This window comes from Methylomonas sp. Uni0011 (genome assembly GCF_056850255.1).
In genome coordinates this window covers 52,121-77,397 of the sequence record NZ_JBVVNO010000016.1, presented here as the reverse complement: position 1 = coordinate 77,397, position 25,277 = coordinate 52,121, and the positions used below count along the sequence as shown (strand labels likewise).

The 25,277-nt window shown below is 54.6% G+C and carries 24 protein-coding genes; 13 read left to right on the top strand and 11 right to left on the bottom strand.

All coding sequences use genetic code 11. The features are described 5' to 3' along the window. Positions 1-56: 56 nt before the first annotated feature. The 4 genes from yajC to queF all read right to left on the bottom strand — a co-directional run bounded on the left by yajC (position 57) and on the right by queF (position 2,059). Positions 57-401, bottom strand: coding sequence for a preprotein translocase subunit YajC (yajC, locus tag AC0IM9_RS16050; protein ID WP_140912397.1), 345 nt, complete (start codon positions 399-401; stop codon positions 57-59). 115 nt (positions 402-516) lie between these two features. Continuing rightward, positions 517-1,377, bottom strand: a complete 861-nt coding sequence (gene asd / locus AC0IM9_RS16045) for an archaetidylserine decarboxylase (protein WP_482804665.1) — start codon at positions 1,375-1,377, stop codon at positions 517-519. Further along, entirely contained in the window at positions 1,374-1,658 is a 285-nt protein-coding gene (locus AC0IM9_RS16040; protein ID WP_140912395.1) for an EscU/YscU/HrcU family type III secretion system export apparatus switch protein, read from the bottom strand. The genes asd and AC0IM9_RS16040 overlap by 4 nt, the downstream gene beginning before the upstream one ends. An 11-nt stretch (positions 1,659-1,669) precedes the next feature. After that, positions 1,670-2,059: a preQ(1) synthase gene (gene queF, locus AC0IM9_RS16035; RefSeq protein WP_482804664.1), complete on the bottom strand. Its 390-nt coding sequence runs from the start codon at positions 2,057-2,059 to the stop codon at positions 1,670-1,672. Positions 2,060-2,333: 274 nt separating this feature from the next. Between queF and AC0IM9_RS16030 the strand changes: the two genes are divergently transcribed. Further along, positions 2,334-2,690, top strand: a complete 357-nt coding sequence (locus AC0IM9_RS16030; protein ID WP_482804663.1) for a hypothetical protein — start codon at positions 2,334-2,336, stop codon at positions 2,688-2,690. Between the two features lie 95 nt (positions 2,691-2,785). On the opposite strand, the gene AC0IM9_RS16025 is transcribed toward AC0IM9_RS16030, so the two are convergent. After that, entirely contained in the window at positions 2,786-3,970 is a 1,185-nt protein-coding gene (locus tag AC0IM9_RS16025; RefSeq protein WP_482804662.1) for a GGDEF domain-containing protein, read from the bottom strand. Between the two features lie 218 nt (positions 3,971-4,188). Here AC0IM9_RS16025 and smc point away from each other — a divergent pair, with 218 nt between their 5' ends. The 10 genes from smc to AC0IM9_RS15975 all read left to right on the top strand — a co-directional run bounded on the left by smc (position 4,189) and on the right by AC0IM9_RS15975 (position 15,331). After that, positions 4,189-7,689, top strand: a complete 3,501-nt coding sequence (smc, locus tag AC0IM9_RS16020) for a chromosome segregation protein SMC (RefSeq protein WP_482804661.1) — start codon at positions 4,189-4,191, stop codon at positions 7,687-7,689. Beyond that, positions 7,689-8,420: a cell division protein ZipA C-terminal FtsZ-binding domain-containing protein gene (locus AC0IM9_RS16015; RefSeq protein ID WP_445372931.1), complete on the top strand. Its 732-nt coding sequence runs from the start codon at positions 7,689-7,691 to the stop codon at positions 8,418-8,420. Before smc ends, AC0IM9_RS16015 begins: the two co-directional genes overlap by 1 nt. 67 nt (positions 8,421-8,487) lie before the next feature. Next, positions 8,488-10,287 carry a translation elongation factor 4 gene (lepA, locus tag AC0IM9_RS16010; protein ID WP_140912389.1) on the top strand — a complete coding sequence of 600 codons (1,800 nt, stop codon included), beginning with the start codon at positions 8,488-8,490 and terminating at the stop codon, positions 10,285-10,287. 12 nt (positions 10,288-10,299) lie between these two features. After that, positions 10,300-11,076 carry a signal peptidase I gene (lepB, locus tag AC0IM9_RS16005; RefSeq protein WP_482804660.1) on the top strand — a complete coding sequence of 259 codons (777 nt, stop codon included), beginning with the start codon at positions 10,300-10,302 and terminating at the stop codon, positions 11,074-11,076. 78 nt (positions 11,077-11,154) lie between these two features. Further along, a complete protein-coding gene (locus AC0IM9_RS16000) occupies positions 11,155-11,532 on the top strand; it encodes a DUF4845 domain-containing protein (RefSeq protein WP_140912387.1) in 378 nt (125 codons plus the stop codon). Beyond that, the gene (rnc, locus tag AC0IM9_RS15995; protein WP_140912386.1) at positions 11,529-12,212 is read left to right on the top strand and encodes a ribonuclease III; all 684 of its coding nucleotides are present in this window, start codon (positions 11,529-11,531) and stop codon (positions 12,210-12,212) included. Before AC0IM9_RS16000 ends, rnc begins: the two co-directional genes overlap by 4 nt. Next, on the top strand, positions 12,209-13,099 hold the full coding sequence (gene era / locus AC0IM9_RS15990; protein ID WP_482804659.1) for a GTPase Era: 891 nt from the start codon (positions 12,209-12,211) through the stop codon (positions 13,097-13,099). The genes rnc and era overlap by 4 nt, the downstream gene beginning before the upstream one ends. Further along, positions 13,099-13,800 carry a DNA repair protein RecO gene (gene recO, locus AC0IM9_RS15985; protein WP_482804671.1) on the top strand — a complete coding sequence of 234 codons (702 nt, stop codon included), beginning with the start codon at positions 13,099-13,101 and terminating at the stop codon, positions 13,798-13,800. The genes era and recO overlap by 1 nt, the downstream gene beginning before the upstream one ends. Before the next feature lie 42 nt (positions 13,801-13,842). Beyond that, positions 13,843-14,586: a pyridoxine 5'-phosphate synthase gene (pdxJ, locus tag AC0IM9_RS15980; RefSeq protein ID WP_140912383.1), complete on the top strand. Its 744-nt coding sequence runs from the start codon at positions 13,843-13,845 to the stop codon at positions 14,584-14,586. Positions 14,587-14,590: 4 nt separating this feature from the next. Further along, positions 14,591-15,331 (top strand): PP2C family protein-serine/threonine phosphatase, encoded by a 741-nt coding sequence (locus AC0IM9_RS15975; protein ID WP_140912382.1) that lies wholly within the window; start codon positions 14,591-14,593, stop codon positions 15,329-15,331. 80 nt (positions 15,332-15,411) lie between these two features. On the opposite strand, the gene AC0IM9_RS15970 is transcribed toward AC0IM9_RS15975, so the two are convergent. The 5 genes from AC0IM9_RS15970 to epmB all read right to left on the bottom strand — a co-directional run bounded on the left by AC0IM9_RS15970 (position 15,412) and on the right by epmB (position 23,196). After that, positions 15,412-16,365: a sigma-54 interaction domain-containing protein gene (locus AC0IM9_RS15970; protein WP_140912381.1), complete on the bottom strand. Its 954-nt coding sequence runs from the start codon at positions 16,363-16,365 to the stop codon at positions 15,412-15,414. Positions 16,366-16,377: 12 nt separating this feature from the next. Continuing rightward, entirely contained in the window at positions 16,378-17,103 is a 726-nt protein-coding gene (locus AC0IM9_RS15965; protein WP_278212561.1) for a sulfite exporter TauE/SafE family protein, read from the bottom strand. Between the two features lie 92 nt (positions 17,104-17,195). Beyond that, positions 17,196-18,119, bottom strand: coding sequence for a diguanylate cyclase domain-containing protein (locus AC0IM9_RS15960; RefSeq protein ID WP_140912379.1), 924 nt, complete (start codon positions 18,117-18,119; stop codon positions 17,196-17,198). A gap of 4 nt (positions 18,120-18,123) precedes the next feature. Further along, entirely contained in the window at positions 18,124-22,113 is a 3,990-nt protein-coding gene (locus AC0IM9_RS15955) for a PAS domain-containing protein (protein WP_482804658.1), read from the bottom strand. A gap of 96 nt (positions 22,114-22,209) precedes the next feature. Then, positions 22,210-23,196, bottom strand: a complete 987-nt coding sequence (gene epmB / locus AC0IM9_RS15950) for an EF-P beta-lysylation protein EpmB (RefSeq protein ID WP_482804657.1) — start codon at positions 23,194-23,196, stop codon at positions 22,210-22,212. 73 nt (positions 23,197-23,269) lie between these two features. Here epmB and efp point away from each other — a divergent pair, with 73 nt between their 5' ends. Continuing rightward, a complete protein-coding gene (gene efp / locus AC0IM9_RS15945; protein WP_140912376.1) occupies positions 23,270-23,839 on the top strand; it encodes an elongation factor P in 570 nt (189 codons plus the stop codon). Further along, positions 23,839-24,819 (top strand): EF-P lysine aminoacylase EpmA, encoded by a 981-nt coding sequence (gene epmA, locus AC0IM9_RS15940; protein WP_482804656.1) that lies wholly within the window; start codon positions 23,839-23,841, stop codon positions 24,817-24,819. The genes efp and epmA overlap by 1 nt, the downstream gene beginning before the upstream one ends. Before the next feature lie 100 nt (positions 24,820-24,919). Here epmA and AC0IM9_RS15935 read toward each other — a convergent pair whose 3' ends face one another. After that, complete coding sequence (locus AC0IM9_RS15935) at positions 24,920-25,186, bottom strand: hypothetical protein (RefSeq protein WP_482804655.1); 267 nt, start codon at positions 25,184-25,186, stop codon at positions 24,920-24,922. Positions 25,187-25,277: the final 91 nt, after the last annotated feature.

The window sequence follows — 25,277 nt, the reverse complement described above, 5'->3', positions numbered from 1 at the left end:
AACAGCCGGACTGTTGCGGGTAAGAGCGGGAAGTAAACGGGTTGCGGCGGTCGGGTTTAGGATTTTTTGTTGTTCAAGGTTTTGTAAGTGCCTTTGGGCATCATGCTGGCAATGGCGTGGCGTTGCACTTGGATGAAACTATTGTCGGAGACTTCCAGTTTGACGAAGTTATCGTCCAATTCCGCAACTTTGCCAAGAATACCGCCGCTGGTGACCACCTCGGCGCCTTTGGTCAGTGCCGCCAGCATTTGTTTCTGCTCTTTATTGCGTTTGGCTTGGGGGCGTATGAACAGAAAATAGAAAAATATCAAAATGCCCAGCGGAAACAGCATGCCCTCGAAACCCGGTTGTTGCATGGCAGGCGCAGTCTGAGCCATTGCGTCGGAAATCAAAAAACTCATATTTATCCTCGTGTTGTTGTCGTTGTTTTAATGGTCCGGCTCGGCGGACAAGCGGCCATTATGCCACATTAGGCCGGCTAAACCCATGCCGGCGGGCAATTGCGAACCTTGCGGCTTATTTCGAAACGCGGCCGATAGCTTCACCGAGCTTAACGGCGCGGCCGGCCTGTAACTCGCCGTTCCAAGCGGTAACGTCTTTGCCGAATAAGACGATGATGGTCGATCCCATATTGAAGCGGCCCATTTCGGCGCCTTTGTCGATCATCGGCGGCTTGTCCGGATATTGCCAAGTCCGCGGCGCGCTGATCGACGGCGGGGTGACCACGCCATGCCAGACCGTCTCGACGCTGGATACGAAAATTGCTCCGACCAGTACCAACGCCATCGGTCCGGCCTCGGTTTCGAACAAGCAGGCTACGCGTTCGTTGCGGGCGAACAAATTGGGAACGGTCTCCACCGTGGTGTTGTTGACGCTGAACAGGCGGCCCGGTATGTGTACCATTTCCGTTAGCGTTCCGCTCAAGGGCATGTGCAGTCGATGGTAGTCCTTGGGTGATAAATAAATCGTCGCGAAGCTGCCGTGTTGGAAAGCGGCTGCGCGCTCCGCGTCGCCGCCGAGCAATTCCAAGGCAGAATATTCGTGACCTTTGGCCTGGAAAATACGGCCATCCTGAATTGTGCCGACTTGGCTGATTACGCCATCGGCCGGGCAGGCGATTGCATCTGCCGCGGCCGCGATCGGCCGGATGCCGTCTTTCAATTCGCGGGTGAAAAATTCGTTGAAGTTGGCGTAGTGGTCAAGATTGGGATATTTGGCCTCTTCCAGATTGACGCCGTACGCCCGGCTGATGGCTTGAATAAACAGATTTTTCCAGGTTTTGTTGCGGCAGTGGGTCAATTTGGCCATCCAGCCTGAAAGCAAGTGATGGGGGAGGGCGTATTGAGGCAGGACGGTGCAAATCTGTTTTAAGCTCATGGTTCGGGATCGGGTAATTTGCCGCTGAGAAAGTAAGCGAAAGCAATGACTTCGGCAACGGCGACGTAAAGTTGTTGGGGGATTTCTTCGCCCAGCGGAATCTGCGCCAATATCCGCGCCAATTCCGGTTGGTTTTGCAGCGGGACGCCGTGCTTTTCGGCGATGGCCAAGATTTGCTGAGCGGTAATGCCTTCGCCTTTGGCGGTGACTCTGGGCGCGTTTTTGCCGTCGTACTTGAGGGCGACGGCAATGTCGGCGTTGTAAAAGGTTCTGCCGCTCACGAGGCCTCAGGCTAAGGCAATGCTACCGGCGCCGGCGCTTGCCAATTCGGGTTGCGATGTTCGGCGACTACCGTGGTGTAAATGCCGCCGCGCACGTTGAACTCGGCGCGCAGGCGCATGAAGTTGGGCGAAATCGTTGCGACAATGTGGTCGAGAATTTCGTTGGTGACGGCCTCATGAAACGCACCGCGTTCGCGAAAGGTCCACATGTAAAGTTTCAGGGATTTCAACTCCACACAGAGTCGATCCGGCACGTATTCTATCGTCAGTTTGGCGAAATCCGGCTGGCCGGTCATCGGGCACAGGCAGGTGAATTCCGGAATGTCGATCCGGATCGTGAAATCTCGGGCCGGACGCGGGTTTTCGAAAGTGGTCAAATCTGGGCTGGGTCGGGTGGTCATCGTGTCTTTTACTCGGGTAATGAAAATTTGCCGCGCACAATCTGCCGCAAAGGCGAAATTTTACCAGTTAAGAAGGCGGACTAATAACCTTTTCGTCAGTACTTAACTCAGGGGCGCTGAACACCGTTTTATGTATGCCGTGGCAATCGCTACTGTTTCTTGAAAACTCCGAAACAAAATAGTCAGCAAAGTCCCGGGCTTGAGTTAGAATCTAAAGTCTGGCAGCCAGAAGCTCTGTTTTGGTCGATATTTATTCAGTTACGTGGAGGCGATTATGGAAATTAATCCCAGTCATTCCCAGCAAAACGTTGCATTGAACCAGGTGGCGGCTTCGCGCAGAACGGTAGCCGATGAACTCGCCGAGCGGCGCAAAACAAGCGAACCGAACGTGCCGCCGCAAAAAAATCAAGCGGTATCCGGCGATACGCTGGTGCTGTCGGAGGAGTCTTTAAAACGGTCGCAGGCCTCATTTGCCCAGATTCCTGAGAGCGAACGTCCGCAAATCGCCAGTCGAGATCAGGCCCAGCAAGCGCTAGGAGACTTGATTTCGGGGATCAGCCGCGAACCTGGGCAAGTCGTAGCCGCCCACGGTAATACCTCCGCCGACCGCGTGCGCACACTGTTGAATTGATCTTCGTATCCGGAAGCAACCGGCTAGCGAAAAGCCGGTTGCTTCGTCCTTGCCGCGCTGGCATCAATCGCCGGTCCGGGCCGATATTGGCCGAGTTACTCGCCCAAGTCCAACAACGAAATATCCGAGAAATTAGCCACCCTGTTGCGTCCGGCTTGCTTGGCGCGATATAAGGCTGTGTCGGCAGCCTGCAACAACGCGGAAAAATTCAAGCCGATGTTGTCCGAACCGGCAATCCCGATGCTGATGGTGCTGGTTATGGTTTGTCCTTGCCACTGCGTCGGTTGGGTGGCGTGGCTTTGCCGCAGTCTTTCCGCTAGACAGTGGGCTTCCTTTTCGTTGGTGCAGGGCAGGATCAGGCAGAACTCCTCGCCGCCGTAGCGCGCCAGATAATCCTCGCCACGAATCTGGCGCTTGGCGTTTTCTATCAATTGTCTCAAGACTTGATCGCCGGCTTGGTGGCCGTGAGCATCGTTAATTTTTTTAAAATAGTCGACATCCAGCATCAAAACGGCCAAGGTTTCTTTGCGCCGCGCGCTTCGCGCTAGCAGGCGTTGGCATTCCAGATCCAGGCTGCGTCGGTTCCAGGCGCCGGTCAGGGCGTCAATCGCGGCCAGGTTTTCCAGTTCGGCCGCCATCCGGTAGTTCACCATCAGGACAAAGCCGAAGCTGAGAAACAACTGGATGACGCTGCCGGCAAAAAACATGACCGGATTAAGCGGCATTGGATTGAACAGGCCGTAATCTGCTGCCGGGGAGGAAAATATCGACACCGCCCTGGCGACATAAACCAAACCCAGCGCCGCGAAAGAGGCACCCGTCAACCAATGCGCGGTTCTCTGATAGGAAGCTAGCGGAATCAGCAACGAGCGAGCACAGGCGAAATTGATTCCGGCGAAAATCAGGGAATTGGCGCTGGCGCGTAATTGGGTATTGGGTTCGAACAAGGTAAACCAAGCGCTGACGCCGATCACCGATGCTACTGCCGCGAATAGCAAACCGCATCGGCAGGACCGGTTTTTGAAGGCTTGAATTCCGAGAAATTGCAACGCCGAGCCGATGACCAGAAACGATGCGCCGGCAACGATGTTCCAGCCCGGTTGCGGAGTCAGTGCCGGATAAGCAAGGCCGGCGCCGAAACTGGTGAACAGGCTGGCCATTGACCAGTGTCTCAAGCCCCTTATGCCGCGAGCATGCAGACTGGCGACCAATAGCAGGATGGAGAGTAAAAAGCTGAGCACGGCAATCATCACCATCATCGTGCGCAGGTCTAGGTTCATCAAAGCAATCCGTTAGTGGCTGGTTAACAATGCTTCGGCCGTGAAACTGGGCGGCCGGAGGACGGCTAAAATTTTCGCACGTGAAGCGATAAAACCCATAGCGCGATTCGATTGCAATGCTGATGCAACACTTCGAGGGGTAAAATCCATTCCAATCGTCGCCCCATTTCGGGGATAATGCGAGGTTTTGTAGCCGGTCTTGCACGCGCCAACCAGTCATGAAACTGGAGAAAATCAAACTTTCTGGATTCAAATCCTTCGTCGATCCCACCACGATTCCGATCAACGGCAATCTGACCGCGATCGTCGGGCCTAACGGTTGCGGCAAGTCCAATATCATCGACGCGGTGCGCTGGGTCATGGGCGAGAGTTCGGCCAAGCACTTGCGCGGCGGCAATATGGCCGACGTCATTTTCAACGGTTCGTCCGGCCGCAAGCCGGTCAGCGTGGCTGCGGTGGAACTGGTATTCGACAATAGCGAAGGCAAGGCCGGCGGCGAATATGCCAAATATGCGACGATTTCGATCAAGCGCCAAGTCAGCCGCGACGGCCAGTCGTTGTTCATGCTCAACGGCTCCAAATGCCGGCGCAAAGACATCACCGATTTGTTTTTGGGCACCGGTCTGGGCTCGCGCAGTTACGCGATCATCGAGCAGGGCACGATCTCGCGGATGGTGGAAGCCAAGCCGGAAGATTTGCGCGTGCACATCGAAGAGGCTGCCGGTGTCTCCAAATATAAGGAACGCCGTTCGGAAACCGAAACCCGCATGCGTCACACCCGGGAAAATCTGGAGCGTTTGAACGATCTGCGCGACGAGGTGGAAAAGCAGATCAAAAACCTGGCTCGGCAAGCGGAAAAGGCCGAGAAATACACCGAATTGAAAAAACAGGAACGCCAGTTCAAACAGGAATTGCTGGCGATGCGCTGGCGCAATTTTCAACGTTCCGCGCAACAACTCGAAGCCAAGTTGCAAAGCGTGGCTGAAGAACACAATCGTTTGTTTGTGTTGTTGCGCGATACCGAGAAGGCGATGGAGCTGAAGCGGAGCGAACAAAAAGCTCAGCAGCAGCATCTGGACTCGACCCAAGCTGAATACACCACGCTGGTGGCCGAAGTCAGCCGTCTCGAGCAAACCATCAAACACAATCAGAAGAGCCACGAAGAAACCTTGGTCGAGATCGAGCGCTTGAAGCAGCAAGCGGAGCAAGCGCAGGTCGAATGCGAGCAGGATAGGCAACAACTCGAGGAGATCCGGCAGACACTATTGGAAGCCGAAGAAACCATGGTAGTTGCCAAGGAACGTGAAGAGGATTTGCTGGGTATCCAACAGGACGCACATCTGCAAAAACAGCAATGGCAACAGCAGTGGGAGGCTTTTCTGGCCGAAAACGCCGGTTACCGGGAGCAAGTCGAAGTGCAGCGGACCAAGCTGGTTCAGTTGGAAAACCAGAGTCGGCAATTGCAGGCAAGGCTCGATAAATTGCACAGCGAACGCCACGGTTTGACCGATACCCGGTTGCAGCTGGAATTGGAAACGCTGGATAGCAGCATCGAACTGATCGAGACTGAGCGCCAGCAGCTACAGCAGGATTTGGACGCTGTGCTGCAACGTATCGGCGAGTTGCGGCCGGAAATCAAGCAGATTCAGGAACAGTTGCACGCCGACCGCGCCGAATTGCAAAAGGTCAACGGCAAGATCAGTTCGCTGGAATTGTTGCAGCAACATGCGATGGGTAAGGATAAGAAAGAACTCGGCGTCTGGCTGGAGCAAATGGGCTTGGAACAGCAGCCGCGGCTGGCGGAATTCGTCGAAGCCGACGAAGGCTGGGAAACAGCGGCCGAAACCGTGTTAGGCAGTTATCTGGAAGCAATCTGTATCGAGAGTGCTGACGCGATTTTGGCCGAGCTGCAAGAGCTGAACAAGCAGTCGCTGATCGTGTTCGAAACTCACCCGGCTGCCGCGCCCGCATCGGCGGTGGCTGACACCTTGGCCGGCAAGGTCCGCAGCCGTTGGCGGCTGGACAGTTTGTTGAGCGGAATCTATTGCGCCGAATCCATGAGGCAGGCGCGGCAACTGCCGCTACAGGCCCACGAGTCGGTGGTGCTGCCGGACGGCACTTGGCTGGGCCGCGACTGGATTAAGGTCAGCCGCGGCAGCGATAGCAAGGCCGGCGTGTTGCACCGGGAAAAAGAATTACGCGAGTTGAAATTGCGTCAGGGCGAGCTGCAAATGGCAATCGCCGAACAAGAACAGCAATTGGAGCATTGCGAACACGACTTGAAGGCCGCGGAAAGCCATCGCGAGCAATACCAGCAGAAAGAGAAATTACTGAGTGCCGAGTTCTCGGCAAAAAGCGCTGAATATAGCGCCCAGGCCGCGCGCTTCGAGCAGCAAAAGCGTCGACTTCAGCAGCTGGACCACGAAATCGACGAGATCGGCCAGCATCTGGCCGAGGTGGTCGAGAGTATCTCGGAAGCGGAATTGGCCAAGCAGGATGCCGAGCTGGCTTTGGGCGATTTGGGCGACCGTAAGGCCGACTTGGAGCGGCTCAGCCAGGAGTTGCAAGCCCGGCAGCAGAACACCGACGCTTCGGTGGATGAGGCCCGTCGACATTTGCACCGCTTGCATGCCCAGATCGAATCCTTGAAATCCTCGGAAATCCTGACTGCCAAGCAGATCGAGCGCCTGCAAGTGCAGCATCAGCAAGCGGCCGACCGGATCGTCGAGTTGGAAAACAAATTGCACTATGCGCTAGCGCCGTTGGACGAGGAGCGCATGCAGTTGGAAGAGTTGTTGGAAAAAAAGCAACAATTCGAGGATGGCCTGCGCGCCGAGCGCCAAGCGCAACAGGCTAGCGAACAATCCGTCAGCCAGTTGGCCGAACAATATTCGCAAACCCAGCGCGCGTTGGAGAAGCAAAAGGAAGCGCTGGATCAAATTCGTTTCGAGCAGCAGGACAGTAAGGTCAGGCAGCAAACCGTGGCTGAACAATTGGCTGAAGTCGATGCCGATCCGGAAGTGATACTGGCCAACTTGCACGAGGGCGCCAGCGAGAGTCAATGGAAGCGCGAGGTCGACGATCTGGCCGATCAAATCGAACGTTTGGGTTCGATCAATTTGACGGCGATTGAGGAATACAAAACCCAGTCTGAGCGGATGAAGTTCCTGAACGAGCAGCACGACGATCTGGTCGACGCCCTGAATACCTTGGACCAGGCGATCAGCAAGATCGACCGCGAGAGCCGGCAGCGTTTCAAGGAAACCTTCGACAAGATCAACAATGGTCTCAAAGAAAAATTTCCGCGCTTGTTCGGCGGCGGTCAGGCCTATCTGGAATTGACCGAAGACGATTTGCTGGAAGCCGGCGTCAACATTATTGCCAGGCCGCCCGGAAAGCGGAACAGTTCCATCCATTTGTTGTCCGGCGGCGAAAAAGCGCTGACCGCGGTGGCTTTGGTTTTCTCCATTTTCGAGTTGAATCCGGCGCCGTTCTGCTTGCTGGACGAAGTCGACGCGCCGCTCGACGATGCCAATGTCGTGCGGTTTTCGAAGATGGTGGAAGACATGTCGGCAACCGTCCAATTTTTGTACATTTCACACAACAAAGTCACAATGGAAATTGCAAAACATCTGGCAGGTGTTACCATGAAGGAGCCCGGGGTATCCCGAATGGTGGCGGTGGATATTGATGAAGCGGTAAGCATGGCGGAAAACTGATGGATAAAGAATTATTAAGAGTCGTGATTATTTTGATCGGCGTGCTGGTGATGATCGGCATGGTGTTGTGGCATTTCGTCAAATCGTTGCGTTATAAACGCGCCGCCGACGATTACTACGACGAAGACTCTTACGACGACAGAACTGTGGACGAATTTGCCGTTGAGGACGAGGAAGACGGCCTCGGCGTGTTTGCTTTGGGAGACGACTTGGTTGATGGAGATGCGTTGTTAGATGACAAAGCTATCAAGCCGTCGCCGAAAGCCGCGGTTGCCGCGCGGCGGGAACCGGAAAAAGCGGTTGCTGTTCCCGCGCCCGCTGCCAGCCGCACCCATTTGCCGATTCTGATCGAATTCAGCATCGTCGCTCGCGCCGATCAGGGGTTCAACGGTGAAGACTTGTTCGACGCCTTCGAACGGGTCGGTTTGCGTTACGGTAGCGTCAGAGTGTTCGAGCGAGTGGACGCGAATCGGATGGTGGATTTTGCGGTGGCCAGCATGGTCGATCCCGGTACCTTTCCCGACACAGGGTTGGACGATTTCTATTGTCCCGGCATTGTCTTTTTTATGCAGCCGCGCGAAGTCGACAATCCGTTGGCCGTATTCGACGATTTCATGGAAACCATCGATACCCTGGCCGACGCCCTCGACGGCGTGGTTTGGGATAATCAACGGCAACCGCTGACCGCCGAAACCGTTGCCCAATTCCGGGAAATATTGGCTACTGCCTGAACCCGCCATCCGGCGGCAGGGCAGCCGCCGTAAGTTATTGCAACCCAACGTATTATCAAGAAGCTAAGTGGATCAAAAACATATCAGAAATTTCTCTATCATCGCCCATATCGACCACGGGAAATCGACATTGGCGGACCGGTTCATTCAAATTTGCGGCGGACTCAGCGACCGGGAGATGGAGGCTCAAGTACTGGATTCTATGGATCTGGAGCGGGAACGCGGCATTACCATCAAAGCGCAGAGCGTTACGCTGGATTACAAGACCGGCGACGGCGAAACCTACCAACTGAATTTCATCGACACTCCGGGGCACGTCGATTTTTCCTACGAAGTGTCGCGTTCCTTGGCTGCCTGCGAAGGTGCCTTGCTGGTCGTCGATGCCGCTCAAGGTGTAGAGGCGCAGAGTGTCGCCAATTGCTACACCGCGATCGAGCAGGGACTCGAAGTGGTGCCGGTATTGAACAAGATCGATCTGCCCTCGGCCGAGCCGGAGCGGGTGATGGCCGAGATCGAAGACGTCATCGGCATTCCGGCCGACGACGCCTGTCAGATCAGCGCCAAGACCGGCCTGAATGTAGAGTCGGTGCTGGAACAACTGATCCAAAAAATTCCGCCGCCAAGCGGTAACGAAGCCGGGCCGCTGCAGGCCTTAATCATCGATTCCTGGTTCGACAACTACCTTGGCGTGGTGTCGTTGGTACGCATTGTCAACGGTTCGTTGAGGCGTAAACAAAAGATCACCGTGATGTCGACCGGCAAGTCTTATCCCGTCGACAAACTGGGCGTGTTCACGCCCAAGCAGTTGGAAAAGCCAGAGCTGGCAACGGGTGAGGTGGGTTTTATCGTCGCCGGTATCAAGGACATTTTCGGTGCCCCGGTCGGCGATACCATTACCGCGACCGACAATCCGGCCGGCGAAGTCTTGCCCGGTTTCGAAAAGGTGCAGCCGCGGGTATTTGCCGGCCTGTATCCAGTCAGTTCCGACGATTTCGGCGCCATGCGCGAGGCTTTGGACAAATTACGGCTGAACGATTCGGCATTGAATTACGAAGCCGAAACGTCGCAGGCGCTGGGATTCGGCTTTCGTTGCGGTTTTCTCGGCATGTTGCACATGGAGATCGTGCAGGAGAGGCTGGAGCGCGAATACAACATCGATCTGATTACGACCGCGCCGACCGTGGTCTATGAAGTCGAGACCCACAACGGCGAAGTGATGATGGTCGATAACCCGGCGAAGTTGCCGGATCCCGGCACCATCGAAGAGGTTCGCGAGCCCATCATTTTGGCTAACATTTTGGTACCGCAGACCTACTTGGGCAGCGTGATCAATCTATGCGTCGAAAAGCGCGGCAACCAAAAGAACATGCAGTATGTCGGCGGTCAGGTTTCGTTGAATTACGAGTTGCCGATGAGCGAAGTGGTATTGGATTTCTTCGATCGCTTGAAGTCGGTCAGCCGCGGTTACGCTTCGTTCGATTACGAATTTCTCCGCTTCGAGCCGGCGCCGTTGGTGAAACTGGACGTTTTGATCAACAGCGACAAGGTCGACGCGTTGTCGATTATCGTCCACCGCGACCAGGCGCAAAACCGCGGCCGCGATTTGGTCGAAAAAATGAAGGATTTGATTCCGCGCCAAATGTACGAAGTCGCGATCCAAGCCGCGATCGGTTCCAAAATCATCGCCCGTTCCACGGTCAAGGCCATGCGTAAGAACGTGACGGCCAAATGTTACGGCGGCGATATCACGCGGAAGAAAAAACTGCTGGAAAAGCAGAAAGCCGGTAAGAAACGGATGAAGCAGGTCGGTAGTATCGAGATTCCGCAGGAGGCGTTTCTGGCGGTGTTGCAAGTCAATAAAGAGTAACGGCAATAGTTTATGGATTACGATTTTTCATTTTTTTTGGTCGCCGCCACGTTTGTCACCGGTATCGTCTGGGGTGGCTACAGCCTGTATTTGAAGCGCGCCGGTTTGCCGTATCCAACCGAAAAGGAACCGGTGTTGGTGGAATACGCCCGTTCGTTTCTTCCGGTGGTCTTGATCGTGCTATTGCTGCGTTCGTTTTTGGTCGAGCCGTTCCGGATTCCGTCCGGGTCGATGATGCCGACGCTGCTGGTCGGCGATTTCATCCTGGTCAACAAATTCAGTTACGGTATCCGCTTGCCGGTATTGAATACCAAAGTCGTTGAAATGGGTGAGCCGAAACGCGGCGACATCGTCGTATTCCGTTACCCGAAGCAACCGGAAGTCGATTACATCAAACGGGTGATCGGTTTGCCCGGCGATAGAATCGCCTATTTCGACAAGAAACTTTACGTAAACGGTACTCCGATTAAACAAGTTTCGTTAGGACGCTACCAGGGTGTCGGTCAAGGCGCCAATATGACCGGTGCCGAGCGCTTGGAAGAAGATTTGAACGGCGTGCAACATTCCATCCTGGTGGCGCCTGGAGCTTCCACGGTTGAAGACGTCTTTGTGGTACCACCCGGGCAGTACTTCATGATGGGCGACAACCGCGACAATAGTAACGACAGCCGTTACTGGGGCTATGTACCCGAAGCCAATCTGGTCGGTAAAGCGTTCTTTATCTGGATGAATTGGGATTGGCAAAATAACGGCATCGATTTCGGCCGTCTGGGGACAGTACTGCAGTAATCCGGGCTTACCGGACGGTTTAGCGGTGTGCATTGATACCAGATATGCGCCCGTTGTTTAAGCTTTTAGGAGGACGCGATGCGCTCTTTACCCCGAAAACAGCAAGGCCTGACCTTTTTGTCGATAGCCTTCATTTTGGCATTGATCGGTTTCTTTACGCTGTTGATACTGAAGATTGCGCCGATTTATATCAATCACAGCCGTGTGGTCAATGCGATCAAGGCGATCGAAAACACGACCGATATCGTCACCAAGTCTAAATCCGAGATCAAGACCAGTCTGGATAAACGGTTCGATATGAACTATGTCGAACATGTCAAGCCCGAAGACGTGACGATCGTGGCGCAACCGGGTTACGTCCGGGTCGAAATCGACTACGAGCGGGTGGAGCACATCATGGGTAATCTGAGTGTACTGGTCGAATTCCACGAAGGATTCGAAGCCGGCAACAAGTGATTAAGAAACCCGAACTTCTCTCGGCAAAACTCGGATTGACCTTCAACGATCCGCAGTTGTTCAGCATGGCGCTGACCCACCGTAGCGTCGGTGCCCGCAATAACGAACGGTTGGAATATCTGGGTGATTCGGTACTCGGCTTCGTCATTGCCGAGCAATTGTACGAGTTGTTTCCCGATGCCGGCGAAGGCGTGCTGAGCCGTTTGCGGGCTAGTCTGGTCAATCAAAGTTCGCTGGCCGAATTGGCCAGACAGCATAATCTCGGCGACTATCTGATCCTGGGGTCAGGCGAGTTGAAGAGCGGCGGATTTCGTCGCGATTCGATTTTGTCGGATGCGCTGGAAGCTATCATGGGCGCGTTGCTTCGAGATCAGGGCATCGACACTTGCCGGCAATGGATACTGCGCCTGTTTGCCGATAAGTTCGCAGATTTGAAAGTCGACGATTGGAACAAGGATCCGAAAACCCGGTTGCAAGAGTTGATGCAGGCCGGCCGCAAGCCCTTGCCGGTTTACGAATTGATCGGCATGTCCGGAGCCGACCATGCCCAGACTTTCGAAGTGAAATGTAGCGTCGTGGTCACTTCCGAGACCTGCAACGGTGTCGGAATCTCCCGCAAAAAGGCCGAGCAGGCCGCGGCGGAAAATATGTTGAACCTTTTGCAAACCAAGGCTAAATGAACTGCGGATATGTCGCTCTGATCGGTAGGCCCAACGTCGGCAAGTCGACGTTGATGAACCACTTGCTGGGGCAAAAGCTCAGCATCACGTCCCGCAAGCCGCAAACCACCCGGCATCGGATTCTCGGCATCAAAACCACCGAGGCCGGTCAGGCGATTTTCATGGATACGCCGGGCATGCATCAGGACGAAAAAAAAGTCTTGAACCGTTACCTGAACAAAACCGCCGACAGCACCCTGCTGGGAGTCGATGTCGTGGTCTGGTTACTGGACGGCTTGTATTGGCACGAATACGACGAGAAAATTTTCAAGAAGCTGGAGCGGGCCGGTTTGCCGGTGATTCTGGTGATCAACAAAGTCGATAAGATCAAGGACAAGGATGCCGTGTTGCAGTTTTTCGCCGAGGCCCAGACCAAGTATCCGTTCCAACACATTCTGCCGGTGTCGGCCTTACGGAATACCAATCTGGATGTGCTGGAGCAGCAAATCATGGCCTTATTGCCCGAGGCCGAGCCGATTTACCCGGAGGACCAAATCACCGACCGGCCGGAGCGGTTTTTTGCCGCGGAAATCATTCGCGAGAAATTGACCCGGCGTCTGGGTGACGAGCTGCCTTACGCATTGACCGTCGAAATCGAGAGCTACGAAGAATACCCGGAATTATGCAAAATTTACGCGGCGATTTTAGTTGAGCGCGACAGCCAGAAAAGCATCGTCATCGGTAAACAGGGCGAGATGCTGAAAAAGGTCGGTAGCGAGGCTCGAGTCGATATCGAAAAATTGATCGGCCAAAAAGTCTATCTGCAGTTATGGGTCAAGGTGAAAAAAGGCTGGTCGGATAACGAGCGGGCCTTGCAGAGTTTGGGTTTTACCGACTTCGGTGAGTGATGGATGGTGGTGCGGTTCATTTGCAGCCGGCGTTCGTGTTGCAACATCGGCCGTATCGAGAAACCAGCCTGTTGTTAGACGTATTCACCCGCGATTTCGGGATGGTTGCGATTTTGGCCAAGGGGGTCAGAAAACCGAAGTCTAAGACGGCCGGTCTGCTGCTGCCGTTTTCGGCATTGAAGCTGTCTTATGTCGGCAAACACGAACTGAAAGTCCTGGCCGACGCCGAATATGTCGACAGTTATCCGTTACAGAGCTTGGCTTTGTACTGCGGATTTTATGTCAACGAATTGGTCGGTATCTTCGTGCAGAAAGCCGATCCCCAACCGGGAATTTTCGCGCTTTACCGGCGATGTCTGCGCGAATTGTCTGATGCTCGGAATATCGAGCAAACTTTGCGCTATTTCGAGCTGGATTTGTTGCGAGAGGCAGGTTATGCCGCCGATTTGGCTTACGATGTCAGCGGCGAGCCGATTGTCGCCGGCCGGCGCTACAATTTTATTGTCGATTACGGCATGGAACAGGCCGGCGGCGGCGCGGTCGGCGGCGGCACGCTGGCGATGTTAGCCGGCAGGGCGGCATTGCCGGCTGAGGCGTTGGTCGAAGCCAAAGCCCTGCTCAGGAAAATGTTGGATGTCCACTTGCAAGGGCGGCAGCTGAGTAGTCGCGCAGTGCTGGCCAAAATAATCAAACATTTATAACCGAATGGTTTTCGCGGATTTTTTCCTCGGATTTAAGAGTACATGACAAAACAAACTATATTGCTGGGCGTCAACATCGATCATGTCGCGACACTGCGGCAAGCCAGAGGTACCCGTTACCCTGAACCGGTGCAGGCAGCGTTGTTGGCGGAGCAAGCCGGTGCCGACGGCATCACCGCACATTTGCGGGAGGATAGACGGCATATTCAGGACCGGGATATCCGGCTGTTGCAGGAGATGTTACATACCCGCTTGAATCTGGAAATGGCGGTGACCGAGCCGATGCTGGCGATCGCCTGTGAACTGCGGCCGCAGGCTTGCTGTTTGGTGCCAGAGCGTCGCGAGGAATTGACGACCGAGGGTGGCTTGGACGTGGCCGGCGCTGCCGACAGAATGAAACAAGCCTGCCTGCAGTTGGCCGAGGCCGGCATCGAAGTCTCGTTGTTCATCGATCCTGATTTTCGCCAAATCGACGCGGCGTTGGCTGCCGGTGCTCCGGTAGTCGAATTACATACCGGCCGCTATGCCGATGCCGAAACCTGCGAGGAGCGTGAAAGGGAGCTGCAGCGGATTCGCGACGCAGCGGCATACGCCCATGCCGCCGGCCTGCAGGTCAATGCCGGACATGGTTTAAATCTGCACAACGTCGAAGCGATTTGCCGGATCGATTCTATCGTCGAATTGAATATCGGCCACGCCTTGATCGCCCAGGCTTTGTTTTGCGGGTTGGAGCAAGCGGTAAGGGATATGAAGCGGGTGATGCGAGAGGCGCGTTTGCACGGTTAGAGCTATGCTGGCAGAACTCGAGTTTTACCAATTGACCTCGATCGGTAACCGCGAGGTCAATCAAGATTGTATGGCGCATCGGGTATGTAACGAATATGCGCTGTTTGTGGTGGCTGACGGTTTGGGCGGTCACCATGGCGGGGAAAAAGCGTCGCAATATTTTTGCCGTTGTTTGATTGCGTTGGTGGATAAATATCGCTCACCTATTCAAAGTCGCGGCGCGCCGGCGGTGCAGGATTGGATTGCCGAGGCCGTGGCTGGTATGCGCGAGCTGTTTGCCGGCGACCCGGTCGCGCTAAATGCGCATACGACTTGTGCGATATTGTATCTGGACGCTGAGCAGGCCATCACCGCACACTGCGGAGATTCGCGCATTTACCGGCTCAACGCCGAACGGGTGCTGTGGCGGACCAAGGACCATTCGCTGCCGCAGCAATTGTTTGACGAAGGTAAGATCAGCGAATGGGAAATGGGTGTGCATCCAGATCAGCATAAATTGACGCGGAGTATTAACGCCTTATATCCTCCGGTTGTCGATATTGTCAGTTGTCCGCCGGTAAAAAGTGGCGAGACCTTCATTTTATGCAGCGACGGCTTTTGGGAATTTGTCAAAGAGCCCGAATTGTTGCAATTGTCGCAACCGGCCAGCGCTAAACCCGAGTTGCAGAAGATGGCGAAAATGGCCGTGCTGCGGGCTCAGGGCAAAAGCGACAATGTAACGGTGCAATGGGTGCGCAAACGATAATACGGCGGATTGGAAATTGTTAGCCGTAGTCCTTTTTTGCGGGGCATAAAAAAGGCCGCTGAATTTGCGGCCTCGGTTTGTCAGTGGGTGGCTAAACCGTGTTTCTGAATCCGATACAGTAGCGTATCGCGCGATATGCCCAGCAATCTGGCGGATTTGCTGCGGTTGCCTTTGGTTCTGGTCAGCGCCTGTAAAATCATGTCCGCTTCCAATGCATCCAATTGCAGACCCAGTTCCGGCAGCGTGAATTCCGGGCCGGAGGCTACCGTTCCACGGCTGAATTCGTGCGGCAGGTTTTCCGGCTCGATGACTTTGCCGGATAGCAGGATGCTGAGTCGTTCGCAGAGGTTGCGCAGTTCGCGCACGTTGCCCGGCCATTTGTAGTTGCGCAGGGTTTTTAACGCTTGCCTGCTGAAGGTTGGTGGTTCTAGCGAATGCGTCGCCGAAAAATGGGCGAAGAAGTGTTTCGCTAACTCTTCGATGTCTTCGCTACGCTGATGTAAGGACGGGATTTCCAGAGGGACGACATTCAGGCGGAAATACAAGTCTTGGCGAAACTCGCCGTTTTCGATCAATCTGGTCAAGTCGGCGTTGGAGGCCGCAATGACGCGCACGTTGACAGTATAGGGTTTGGTACCGCCGACCGGCAGGCATTCGCCGGATTCCAGAAAACGTAACAGTTTCGATTGAATGCTGATCGGTAATGAGTTGATTTCGTCCAGGAAGAGCGTGCCGCCGTCAGCGGCCTGGAACAATCCCTGTTTGTCGGAAATTGCGCCGGTAAACGCGCCTTTTTTATGGCCGAAAATCTCCGATTCGACCAAGCCCTCGGGTAGGGCGGCACAGTTCAACGTGATAAAAGGTTTGTTGGCGCGCGGGCTGTCTTTCTGTATTGCCGTGGCGAGTACCTCTTTGCCGGTACCGGTTTCGCCTTTGATCAAGACGGTAACGTCGGTCGCGGCGACAATTCGGGCGCTGCGGATTAGCGCTTCTATGGCTGGAGACTGTCCAATAATCGAATTGAAGTTATCCACCTGTAAAACCTCTCAATACGTCATAATGTGTTCAACGCGCATCGGGTTTAGCCAAGGAAAGGCTGCCAATAATGCGAAAATGATAAACAAGGCTCCGACCGCATGCTTGAATTGGCGCAGTCTGGAAAGCCGAGTCAGAAACGAGGTCATTATACCGATTCCCATGACGGCCGGTAAAGTACCTAACCCGAAAGCTAGCATGGTCATTGCACTGTGTACTATCCCTTCGGCCGTTGCCGCTAACGCCAGCGCGGTGTAGATCAGGCCGCAAGGCAGCCATCCCCAAACCATACCGAACAATAAGGCCTGGGTGCGGTTCTGTACCGGAATCAGGCGTCGGCCCAAAGGTTCGATGCATTTCCAAAAGCGCGCGCCCACTTTTTCGATATAAGCAAAGCGTGGAAACCAGCCGGCCAAGTACAGACCGGCGCCGGCCATCACGGCGGCTGAAAAAAGTTGCAGCAACCGATGTGCTTGGCCATGGCTGAACGGCAAGCTTAGAAACACCTGTATCGCCCCGGCCAACGCGCCGGCCAGGGCGTAGCTGAAAATCCGCCCCAGGTTGTAATTCAGTACGATTGCGAACAAACGCCGTTTGTCGTTACGCAGCTCGGGTTTAAGGCTATATGTCAGCGTGCCGATGATCGAGCCGCACATGCCGATACAATGCAGGCTACTGAACAAACCCATTAGGAACGCTGCAAAATACGAAGCGTTGAAATCGAGATAAACGTGCATATTCGGAACGAGTCGGCGGCGATCGGTGGTGGCGATAGGCGCGGATTATAGCGGGTTTCCGCTGTTCTCGATGCGAGATTGCGCTGGGGCCTTTAACCAATGTCGGTAATGTTGTTGGCGCAAACCCGGTTGCGCCCCTGGTTTTTGGCTTGATAGAGCGCGTCGTCGGCGGCTTTTAGTAGAATTGCCGAGTGGTCGTGAGCATGGGCCTGTAAGCTGGCAACGCCGACGGAGATGGTGACAAAAGCCAAGGGATTGTTCTTGACGTGACGGATTTTCAGGGTTTCTACGGTTTCCCGATACTGTTCTGCCCTCAGCATTGCGCCGATACTGTCGGTGTTGGGTAGCAGGATTGCGAATTCCTCGCCGCCGAGTCGAGCGACCAAGTCTTCCGGGCGGTGGGTCATCGCTTGCAATGCTTCGGCTACCCGTTTCAAACATTCGTCCCCCATCGGGTGGCCGTAAAAGTCGTTATATTGTTTGAACGAATCAATGTCGACGATCATCAGGGAAAGCGGCATGCCGGTACGCTTGGATTGGTTCCACTGCCGTTCCAGCGCTGCATCGAACGCGCGGCGGTTGGGAAGTTCCGTCAATCCGTCCAGCGACGCCAATTTTTCCAACAGATCGGATTTGGTTTTTAGTTGGATTTGGGTTTTGACTCTGGCTAGGACGATGGAAGGGGAAAAGGGCTTGGTGATGTAATCGTTACCACCGATGCGGAAGCCGTGGACCTCGTCTTCTTCGGTATGTTTGGCGGTCAAAAAAATGATGGGAATGTTACGGGTTTTATCTTGCGATTTGAGTTGCAGGCAGGTCTGGTAGCCATCGGTACCGTCCATCACGATATCCAGCAGAATCAAGTCAGGAAGTTGGCTGGACGCGATTTTTATCGCCAGTTCGCTGTTCACGGCGACCTTGACGTGATAGTAAGGCTCCAGGATGTTTTTGATCAAATCCAGGTTTTCCGGACTGTCGTCCACCGCTAGGATGGTGTGGGCCTTTGGGTTTTCCATGATGTTACATTCCAGAATCCAATAAACGGTTCAGTGCCTGAGCGGCTTCCACAAACTGGTAATTGGCGATTTGCTTTTTCACCGGTGCCAACGCTTCCGCCAGCTTTGCGTCTTCGACCGCGGCGGCGATCTGTTCCATTTGCCGATCTGCATCCGAGTCGAAGACTTGTAATTTGTTGATCAGTAACGCCAATTGTTGACGGAGTTCCAGCGGCGACAGGCTAATTTTCGCCTCAGGTTCGGCGGCGGCCGGTAGCGCGCTGTTGATGCCGCGGATCACTTTGGCCATTTCCAACGCAGTGGCGGCGATGTTGTTTTCTATCGTCGACCAGGTTCCGGGGTTGGACTGAGTGGCCGACAAGCATTCTTCCAGTCGCACCAAATGGCTTTGTAACTGTAGCGCGCCAAGTGAGCCGACCAAGCCTTTTAAAGTATGGACCAATTGGTAAACTTTATCGTGATTGTTGTCGGCAACCGCCTGATTGATTTCGGCCATCGTGTCGGCGTGGTTTTCGGCGAATTTTTGCAGGATTTTGCGGTAGACCACCCGGTTTCCGGCCGTATGCTGTAAACCGACGACGCTATCGATGCCGTAAAGGTAAGGGATATGGCTGTTGGCTGTGTCTTTCGGCGCGATGTGGAGCGTGGTGTTGGTGCGCGGGGCAATCCATTTCACCAGGGCCGCGTAGAGGGTTTCCGGCAATATCGGTTTGCTGACGAAATCGTCCATATCCGCTTGCAGGCACTTATTGCGGTCATTGCTCATCGCGTTCGCGGTCATCGCGATGACCGGCAATGTCTGGCAACTTGGCAGGGATCGCAAGTGTTTCGTGGTCTGATAGCCGTCCATGACCGGCATCTGTACGTCCATCAATACGCAGTCGAACGGCATCTGTTGCAGTTTCTGCAAGGCTATTTCGCCGTTTTCGGCGACCTCCGCCTCGATACCGGCTTGCTTGAGCAATTCGATCGCGACGATTCGATTCACTTCGTTGTCCTCGACTAACAATACCCGGGCTCCGGCGATGGTATGCAGCTTGTCGGTGTCCAGGGTATTTTTCCGCAGGTATTGTGCCTGACGAATCGAAGCCATATTGCTGATACCCAATTTGACGCTGAACGTAAAGGTGGAACCAACGTTTTCCCGACTCGAAACGCTGATCGTTCCGCCCATTTGCTCGACCAACTGCTTCGATATGATCAGACCAAGCCCGGTGCCGCCATAGTTGCGGGTGATGCTGCTATCGCCCTGGCTGAAAGCTTGAAACAATTTGGCTTGCATTTCGGCGTTCATACCGATGCCGGTATCGCTGATGCTGAATTGCATGCAGGTCTGTTGGGCCGAGCGGCTTAATTCGTTTAGCGTGACTCGGATCTCGCCGTGTTCGGTGAACTTGATAGCGTTACCGATCAAGTTGATAAGTATTTGCCGTAAACGTTGTGGATCGCCGACGACTGCCAGATGCGTTTGGTCCGCCGGCGGCCGAATCAGCGCCAAGCCTTTGCGGGCGCTAAGTTCTGACATTGTGGAAAAGACGTTATCCAGCATTTCCTCGAGTACGAAGGGTGTGGATTCCAAGTGCATCTTCCCGGCTTCCATTTTCGAGAAATCCAGAATATCGTCGATGATGGTCATCAGCGAGCGGGACGCGGTTTCGACCCGTTCCAGATAATCGCGTTGTTTGTCGGTGATACCGGTGTTCAGGCATAGCTCCACCAGGCCGATGATGGCATTCATCGGCGTGCGGATTTCGTGGCTCATATTGGCCAAAAACTCCGATTTGACCCGGGTGGCTTGTTCCGCCTGTTGTTTCGCCTCCAACAAACGTTGTTCGGCCTGCAGGCGGTCGGTAATGTCTTGCATGGTGCCTTGCACGCCGACGATTTTGTTATCGGCATCGCGCAAGGCTTTGCCGCGCTGGTGCACGTGACGGATTTCCTTATTACTCAATACGATCCGGTGGCGAAAGTCGATAACGTGGCCGTGGACGGCATTTTGCATCGCCGATTTGAAAAAAGCTTGGTCTTCCGGGTGCACCAGTCGGGTCAAAATCGCCGAAAAATCCGGGGAAAAATCCGGTTTTCCGGTCCCGGTGATGCGGTACATTTCGTCCGACCAACTGAAATGATTGTCGGACAAACGCCAGCGCCAATCGCCGATATGGGAAATACTTTGCGCATCCAGTAAGCGTTGTTTTTGATCCTGCAACGCATCGATTGCCCGGCTCCGTGCCAATTCTGCGCTGATTTGCAGCGCGAGCAACTTCAGTATGTCTGTGGCGAATGTGGCGTCGGGTATCGGTTTGCAATACGACACGGCGATGAAGCCGAAACTGTTCTGCTGTTTGTCCTGTAGCGGAATGCCGAGATAGCCCTCGATATGTCGTGCTTGCAACCATCCCGCGTTAGGGAAGGTTTGGCCGACGCCGCTGCCGAAGCAGCAGATGCGGCCGGCAGCAACCTCCCGGCAGGGCGAATTCAATAAGCTAATTTCCTGGTTGGGCACGATTTTGCCGTGAGCGCATAGCGAAAGGCTATGGGCGCGGCCGCTATCCAATACTTCTGCTACCAATGCGTAATCGGCTCCCAGCGTTTCCAGGGTCAGTATGGTCAAGTTATCCAATAGTGACTCGGCATTCTGCGGCGCCGTGCTGGAAATGATGTTTCTGATGGCGCTGTTTTGCTGGCGTTGCTGGGTGACGTCACTGACCAGTCCCTGGTAATCGGTAATCCGGCCCTGCTCGTTGCGGACGATCATCTTTCGGTCTTGCACCCATTTAATGCCGCCGCCGTGGGTAACGATACGATAAGGTTGATGGACGATTTCCTGGCATTCTAAGGATTCACCGCCGATTTCAATCTCCCTTTGGAATGCGGCCAAGTCGTCCGGATGTAACAGGTTTGTGTAAAACACGCCGCCGTTAACCATTTGCTCTGCGCTGTAGCCGAATAGCTGGCGAGCGTTCTCAGTGGCGAACTCGACTGGCAAGCCCTCGGAATTGTTCCATTTCAATACCACTGCACCGCTACGACTGATAATGTGGTAAGCGGCCTGTAAATTGGTCTCGGACTGTTTGCGTTGGCTGATATCCTGATGTGTGCCGCATAAACGGGTGGGGCCGCCGCTTACCGGATCGTGTGCGACTACGGCTCCGGAGCCTTGAATCCAAACCCAGTGGCCCAGTTTGTGGCGCATGCGAAATTCGACGACATAAGGGCGGCGGGACTCGATGTGTTTTGCGACGACAGTCCTTACCCGCTCCCTATCGTCAGGGTGCAAACGCCTCGCCCAATCGCTGACGTAGTTGTCGAGTTCGTCCTGCTTCAGGCCAAGCATGTCGAGCCAACGTTGATTGACCAAATGCTTGCCGGTGGGATACTCCCAATCCCAATAGCCCAGTTGGGCGCCGTCGATGGCCAGCGTCAATTGTTCTTCGACGCGCTTACGCGGTGTGATATCGATGTGAAATTCGATCAATTCGCTATTGTTGCGCGAACTCAAACGCTGCAGCGAGATTTCCCGCCAAGTGTCGCCGGGGAAAGCGAAATCGGCGGCGAGCATGGCTTTACCGGCTTTGATGTGTTGGCATAGAGGGCATTCGCTTTCCGCAAGCTGGCACGGGTGAAACCAAACGTGTACCGGCTGATTCAGCAAATCCCCGGCGTTTTTGCCTGTCGCTAATGTGGCGGCGCGGTTGATAGCGCGTATCAGGCCGGCGCTGTCGACTAACACGACCGGATGGTTCAGCGCATCGTAGTTGCGCCGCACTTGGGCCGCCAGCGATGTGTCGCGGGTCGGGTGTAGCAGTAGGTTGCCGAATAGCAATAGCGCGGCAGTTCCCGGCAATAGCAAACTGATTAGATCGGATAAAGAGCCGCGGCCGCTGGTCTGCTGGTAGAGTGTTACCGCTACATCGCAGAGCAAAAGCAAACAAGCGGCGATCAACACCAGCCGCGGTATCTGCTCGGATGATTCGGTGGAAGTGTCGGTCATGGCGGATTGGCCCGGGTAAAACCGTTCTCGAAGCGAAAATCTTAGCCTGCGGCCATGTAAATGTGAATTTAGCTGAAGCCGAATTTGCTGGTGTGTTTAGCAAATCGGGATTTTAAAGGCTGCTCCTGCCTGTTCTTTGACCAGTCGCGGTACCAAATAGCCGGGCAAATGCCTTTGCAAGTGCTGGTGCAGTATTTTGGCTTCGGCTTCGCTCACTTCGAAATGGCCGACGCCGCGAGCTCGGTCCAGCAAATGTAAGTAGTAGGGCAGGATGTTAAAACTGAATAATTTTTCGCTCAGCTCACGGAGTTGTTCGCCGTCATCGTTGATTCCTTTCAATAACACACTTTGATTTAACAGGGTCACGCCGCTAAGTTTGAGTTCGGTACAGATTTGGTTGACCGAATTGCTGAGTTCTTGTGTATGGTTGACGTGCAACACCATCACGACTGGTTTTGGCAACGCGGCGAAAGTCCGCAGCAATGCTTTGGTCACGCGTTCCGGCAGCACTACCGGGGTGCGGGTGTGGATGCGGATGCGCTTGATGTGGCCGATTTCAGCGAAACGAAACATGAGCTGTTCGAGTTTAGCGTCGCTGAGTAGCAAAGGATCGCCACCGCTCAGAATTACTTCGCTAATTTCCGGATGTCGCTCGACATAGGTCAGGGCGCTTTCGAATTGTCGGCCGGACAATTGCAATTCGCCGTACGGAAAATTTCTGCGAAAACAGTAGCGGCAGTGCACCGCACAGGCGCCGGTCATGATGAATAGCACTCGACCCCGGTATTTGTGAATCACGCCGGTCTCCGCCACGGCCTTTAAGTCGCCGACCGGGTCGTCAGTGTAGCCGCGGTAATCGGTTAATTCGGCCAGATCCGGCAATACTTGGCGTAGCAGTGGGTCATCCGGATTGCCGGCTTGCATGCGTGCCGCAAAATCACGCGGCACCCGTAACGGGAATGCGCTGGCTTGCTCGGGTAAATTCAAATCGGCGGGTGAAAGTTGCAGGTAGGCGCACAAGTCGGCAACGCTGTCGAATGCATCGGCAAGCGCCTGTTGCCACGTGGCGGATGGGGTGTTCAAAGTTGCTCCGGTTTCCGAATAAAAATCTTATCCATTATAATCGTCCGCTTATTGTTTGTTTCACGAGGAAAAAATGGCGACTTTTAGCACCAACGAGTTCAAGGGCGGTTTGAAGATCATGCTGGATAACGACCCTTGCGCGATTATCGAGAACGAGTTCGTTAAGCCCGGCAAAGGCCAAGCCTTTAACCGGGTCAGGATCCGCAATCTGAAAACCGGCCGGGTAATCGAGCGCACTTTCAAATCCGGCGATACCGTGGAAGGTGCCGACGTCGTCGATAAGGAAATGCAATATCTGTATAGCGACGGCGAATTCTGGCATTTCATGGTGCCGGACACCTTCGAGCAATACCAAGCCGATAAAAACGCCGTGTCCGAAGCCATTAAATGGCTGAAAGAGCAGGATATCTGCACGATGACTTTGTGGAACGATTCGCCGCTGTCGGTGACGCCGCCCAATTTCGTCGAATTGGCGATCACCGAAACCGATCCCGGTTTGAAGGGTGATACCTCCGGCGGCGGCGGCAAGCCGGCGACATTGGAAACCGGCGCTGTGGTGCGGGTGCCGCTGTTCGTGCAAACCGGAGAAGTGATCAAAGTCGATACCCGTACCGGCGAGTACGTCTCCCGCGTCAAAGAATAGTGGCTGCTGCCTGGCGGCCTGTTTGCACTATCGGGCATTTGCGCAGCCGAGCGCAAATGCTCGCCGCAATCAGGCGCTTTTTCGATCAGCGTCAGGTTCTGGAAGTCGAGACCCCGCTGTTATGCCGGACCACCGGTACCGATCCGCAGTTGGATTTTTTCAGCAGCGATTACCTCGCGCCGCCGACGCGGCAAACCCTGTTTCTGCAAACCTCGCCGGAATTTGCGATGAAGCGGCTGTTGGCAGCCGGCAGCGGCAGCATCTACCAGATTTGCAAGGCCTTCCGCAACGGCGAGGCCGGACGCTTTCACAATCCGGAGTTCACGATTCTGGAGTGGTACAGAGTCGGTTTCGATCTGCAACAACTCATGGCCGAGGCGGCCGAGTTGGTGCGGTCTTTAGTCTTAGTGGACGGCTTGCCGATGCCTGTGGTGCAAATCTGCTACCGGCAACTGTTCCTCGGCAGCGTGGGCCTGGACCCGTTGGCGTTCCAGCGCGAGACTTACGCTGCCTATGCTGCGGAGCACGGCCTACAAGACGCCATTAGCTTGTGCGGCAACGACCACGCATTGTGGTTGGATTTTATTTTCAGCCACCGGGTGCAGCCGGCGATGGCAGCCAGCACTCTGTATCTGGTTTACGGCTATCCGGCGATACAGTCTTCGCTGGCCAGGCACAGTGTCGACGATCCGCGGGTTTGCGAGCGTTTCGAGATTTTTGTCAATGGTGTCGAATTGGGTAACGGATTTTTCGAGTTGGCCGATCCGGACGAGCAGGAACGGCGGTTCAACCGCGAAATCGCTTACCGCGAGCAAAACGGCCTGCCTGCGGTTACCAAAGACCGTTATCTGCTGGACGCGTTAGTCTCCGGCTTGCCGGACTGTAGCGGGGTGGCGATCGGTTTGGATCGGTTGTTGATGTTAGCCACCGGTAGCGAATCGATTGCCGAGGTGTTGGCTTTTCCGTTGGCGAATGCCTGAGGTTGGGCTGTCGTTGCCGGAAAAAACGCCCCCTTCTGCTGAAGGGGGAATTCGGCAAGGGTTCCGGATCAGAATAAGACAGGCATAGTTGCGCGGCGGTTTAGAAAGGCCAGCTCAAATGGTTTTTTTGGTTATCTATGCTGTCGAGCGCCGCTTGTACGTCCTTAACGAAAAAGCGTTTCAAGCCGCGGCCCAGTCGGGTCGAGAGCATCGGAACCGCCTGTTCTTTAGCCAGATAAGTCGCCGGTTCGCGCCCTCTACGGTATTTGCTGAGCGCTTGTCTAACGGCCGAACACAAATAGCACTCGGTGCCTTCCGGAAGTGTGGCGTTTAAATCGCGAATCAGATGGGGGGTTATTTTGTTCATACCAACCTCCTCCGCAATCGGGAGCCGGGGACGCTAATCCCTGTGTCAGTTAAAGATCCGCGACTCGGATCTGTTATTTAACAAAAATAAC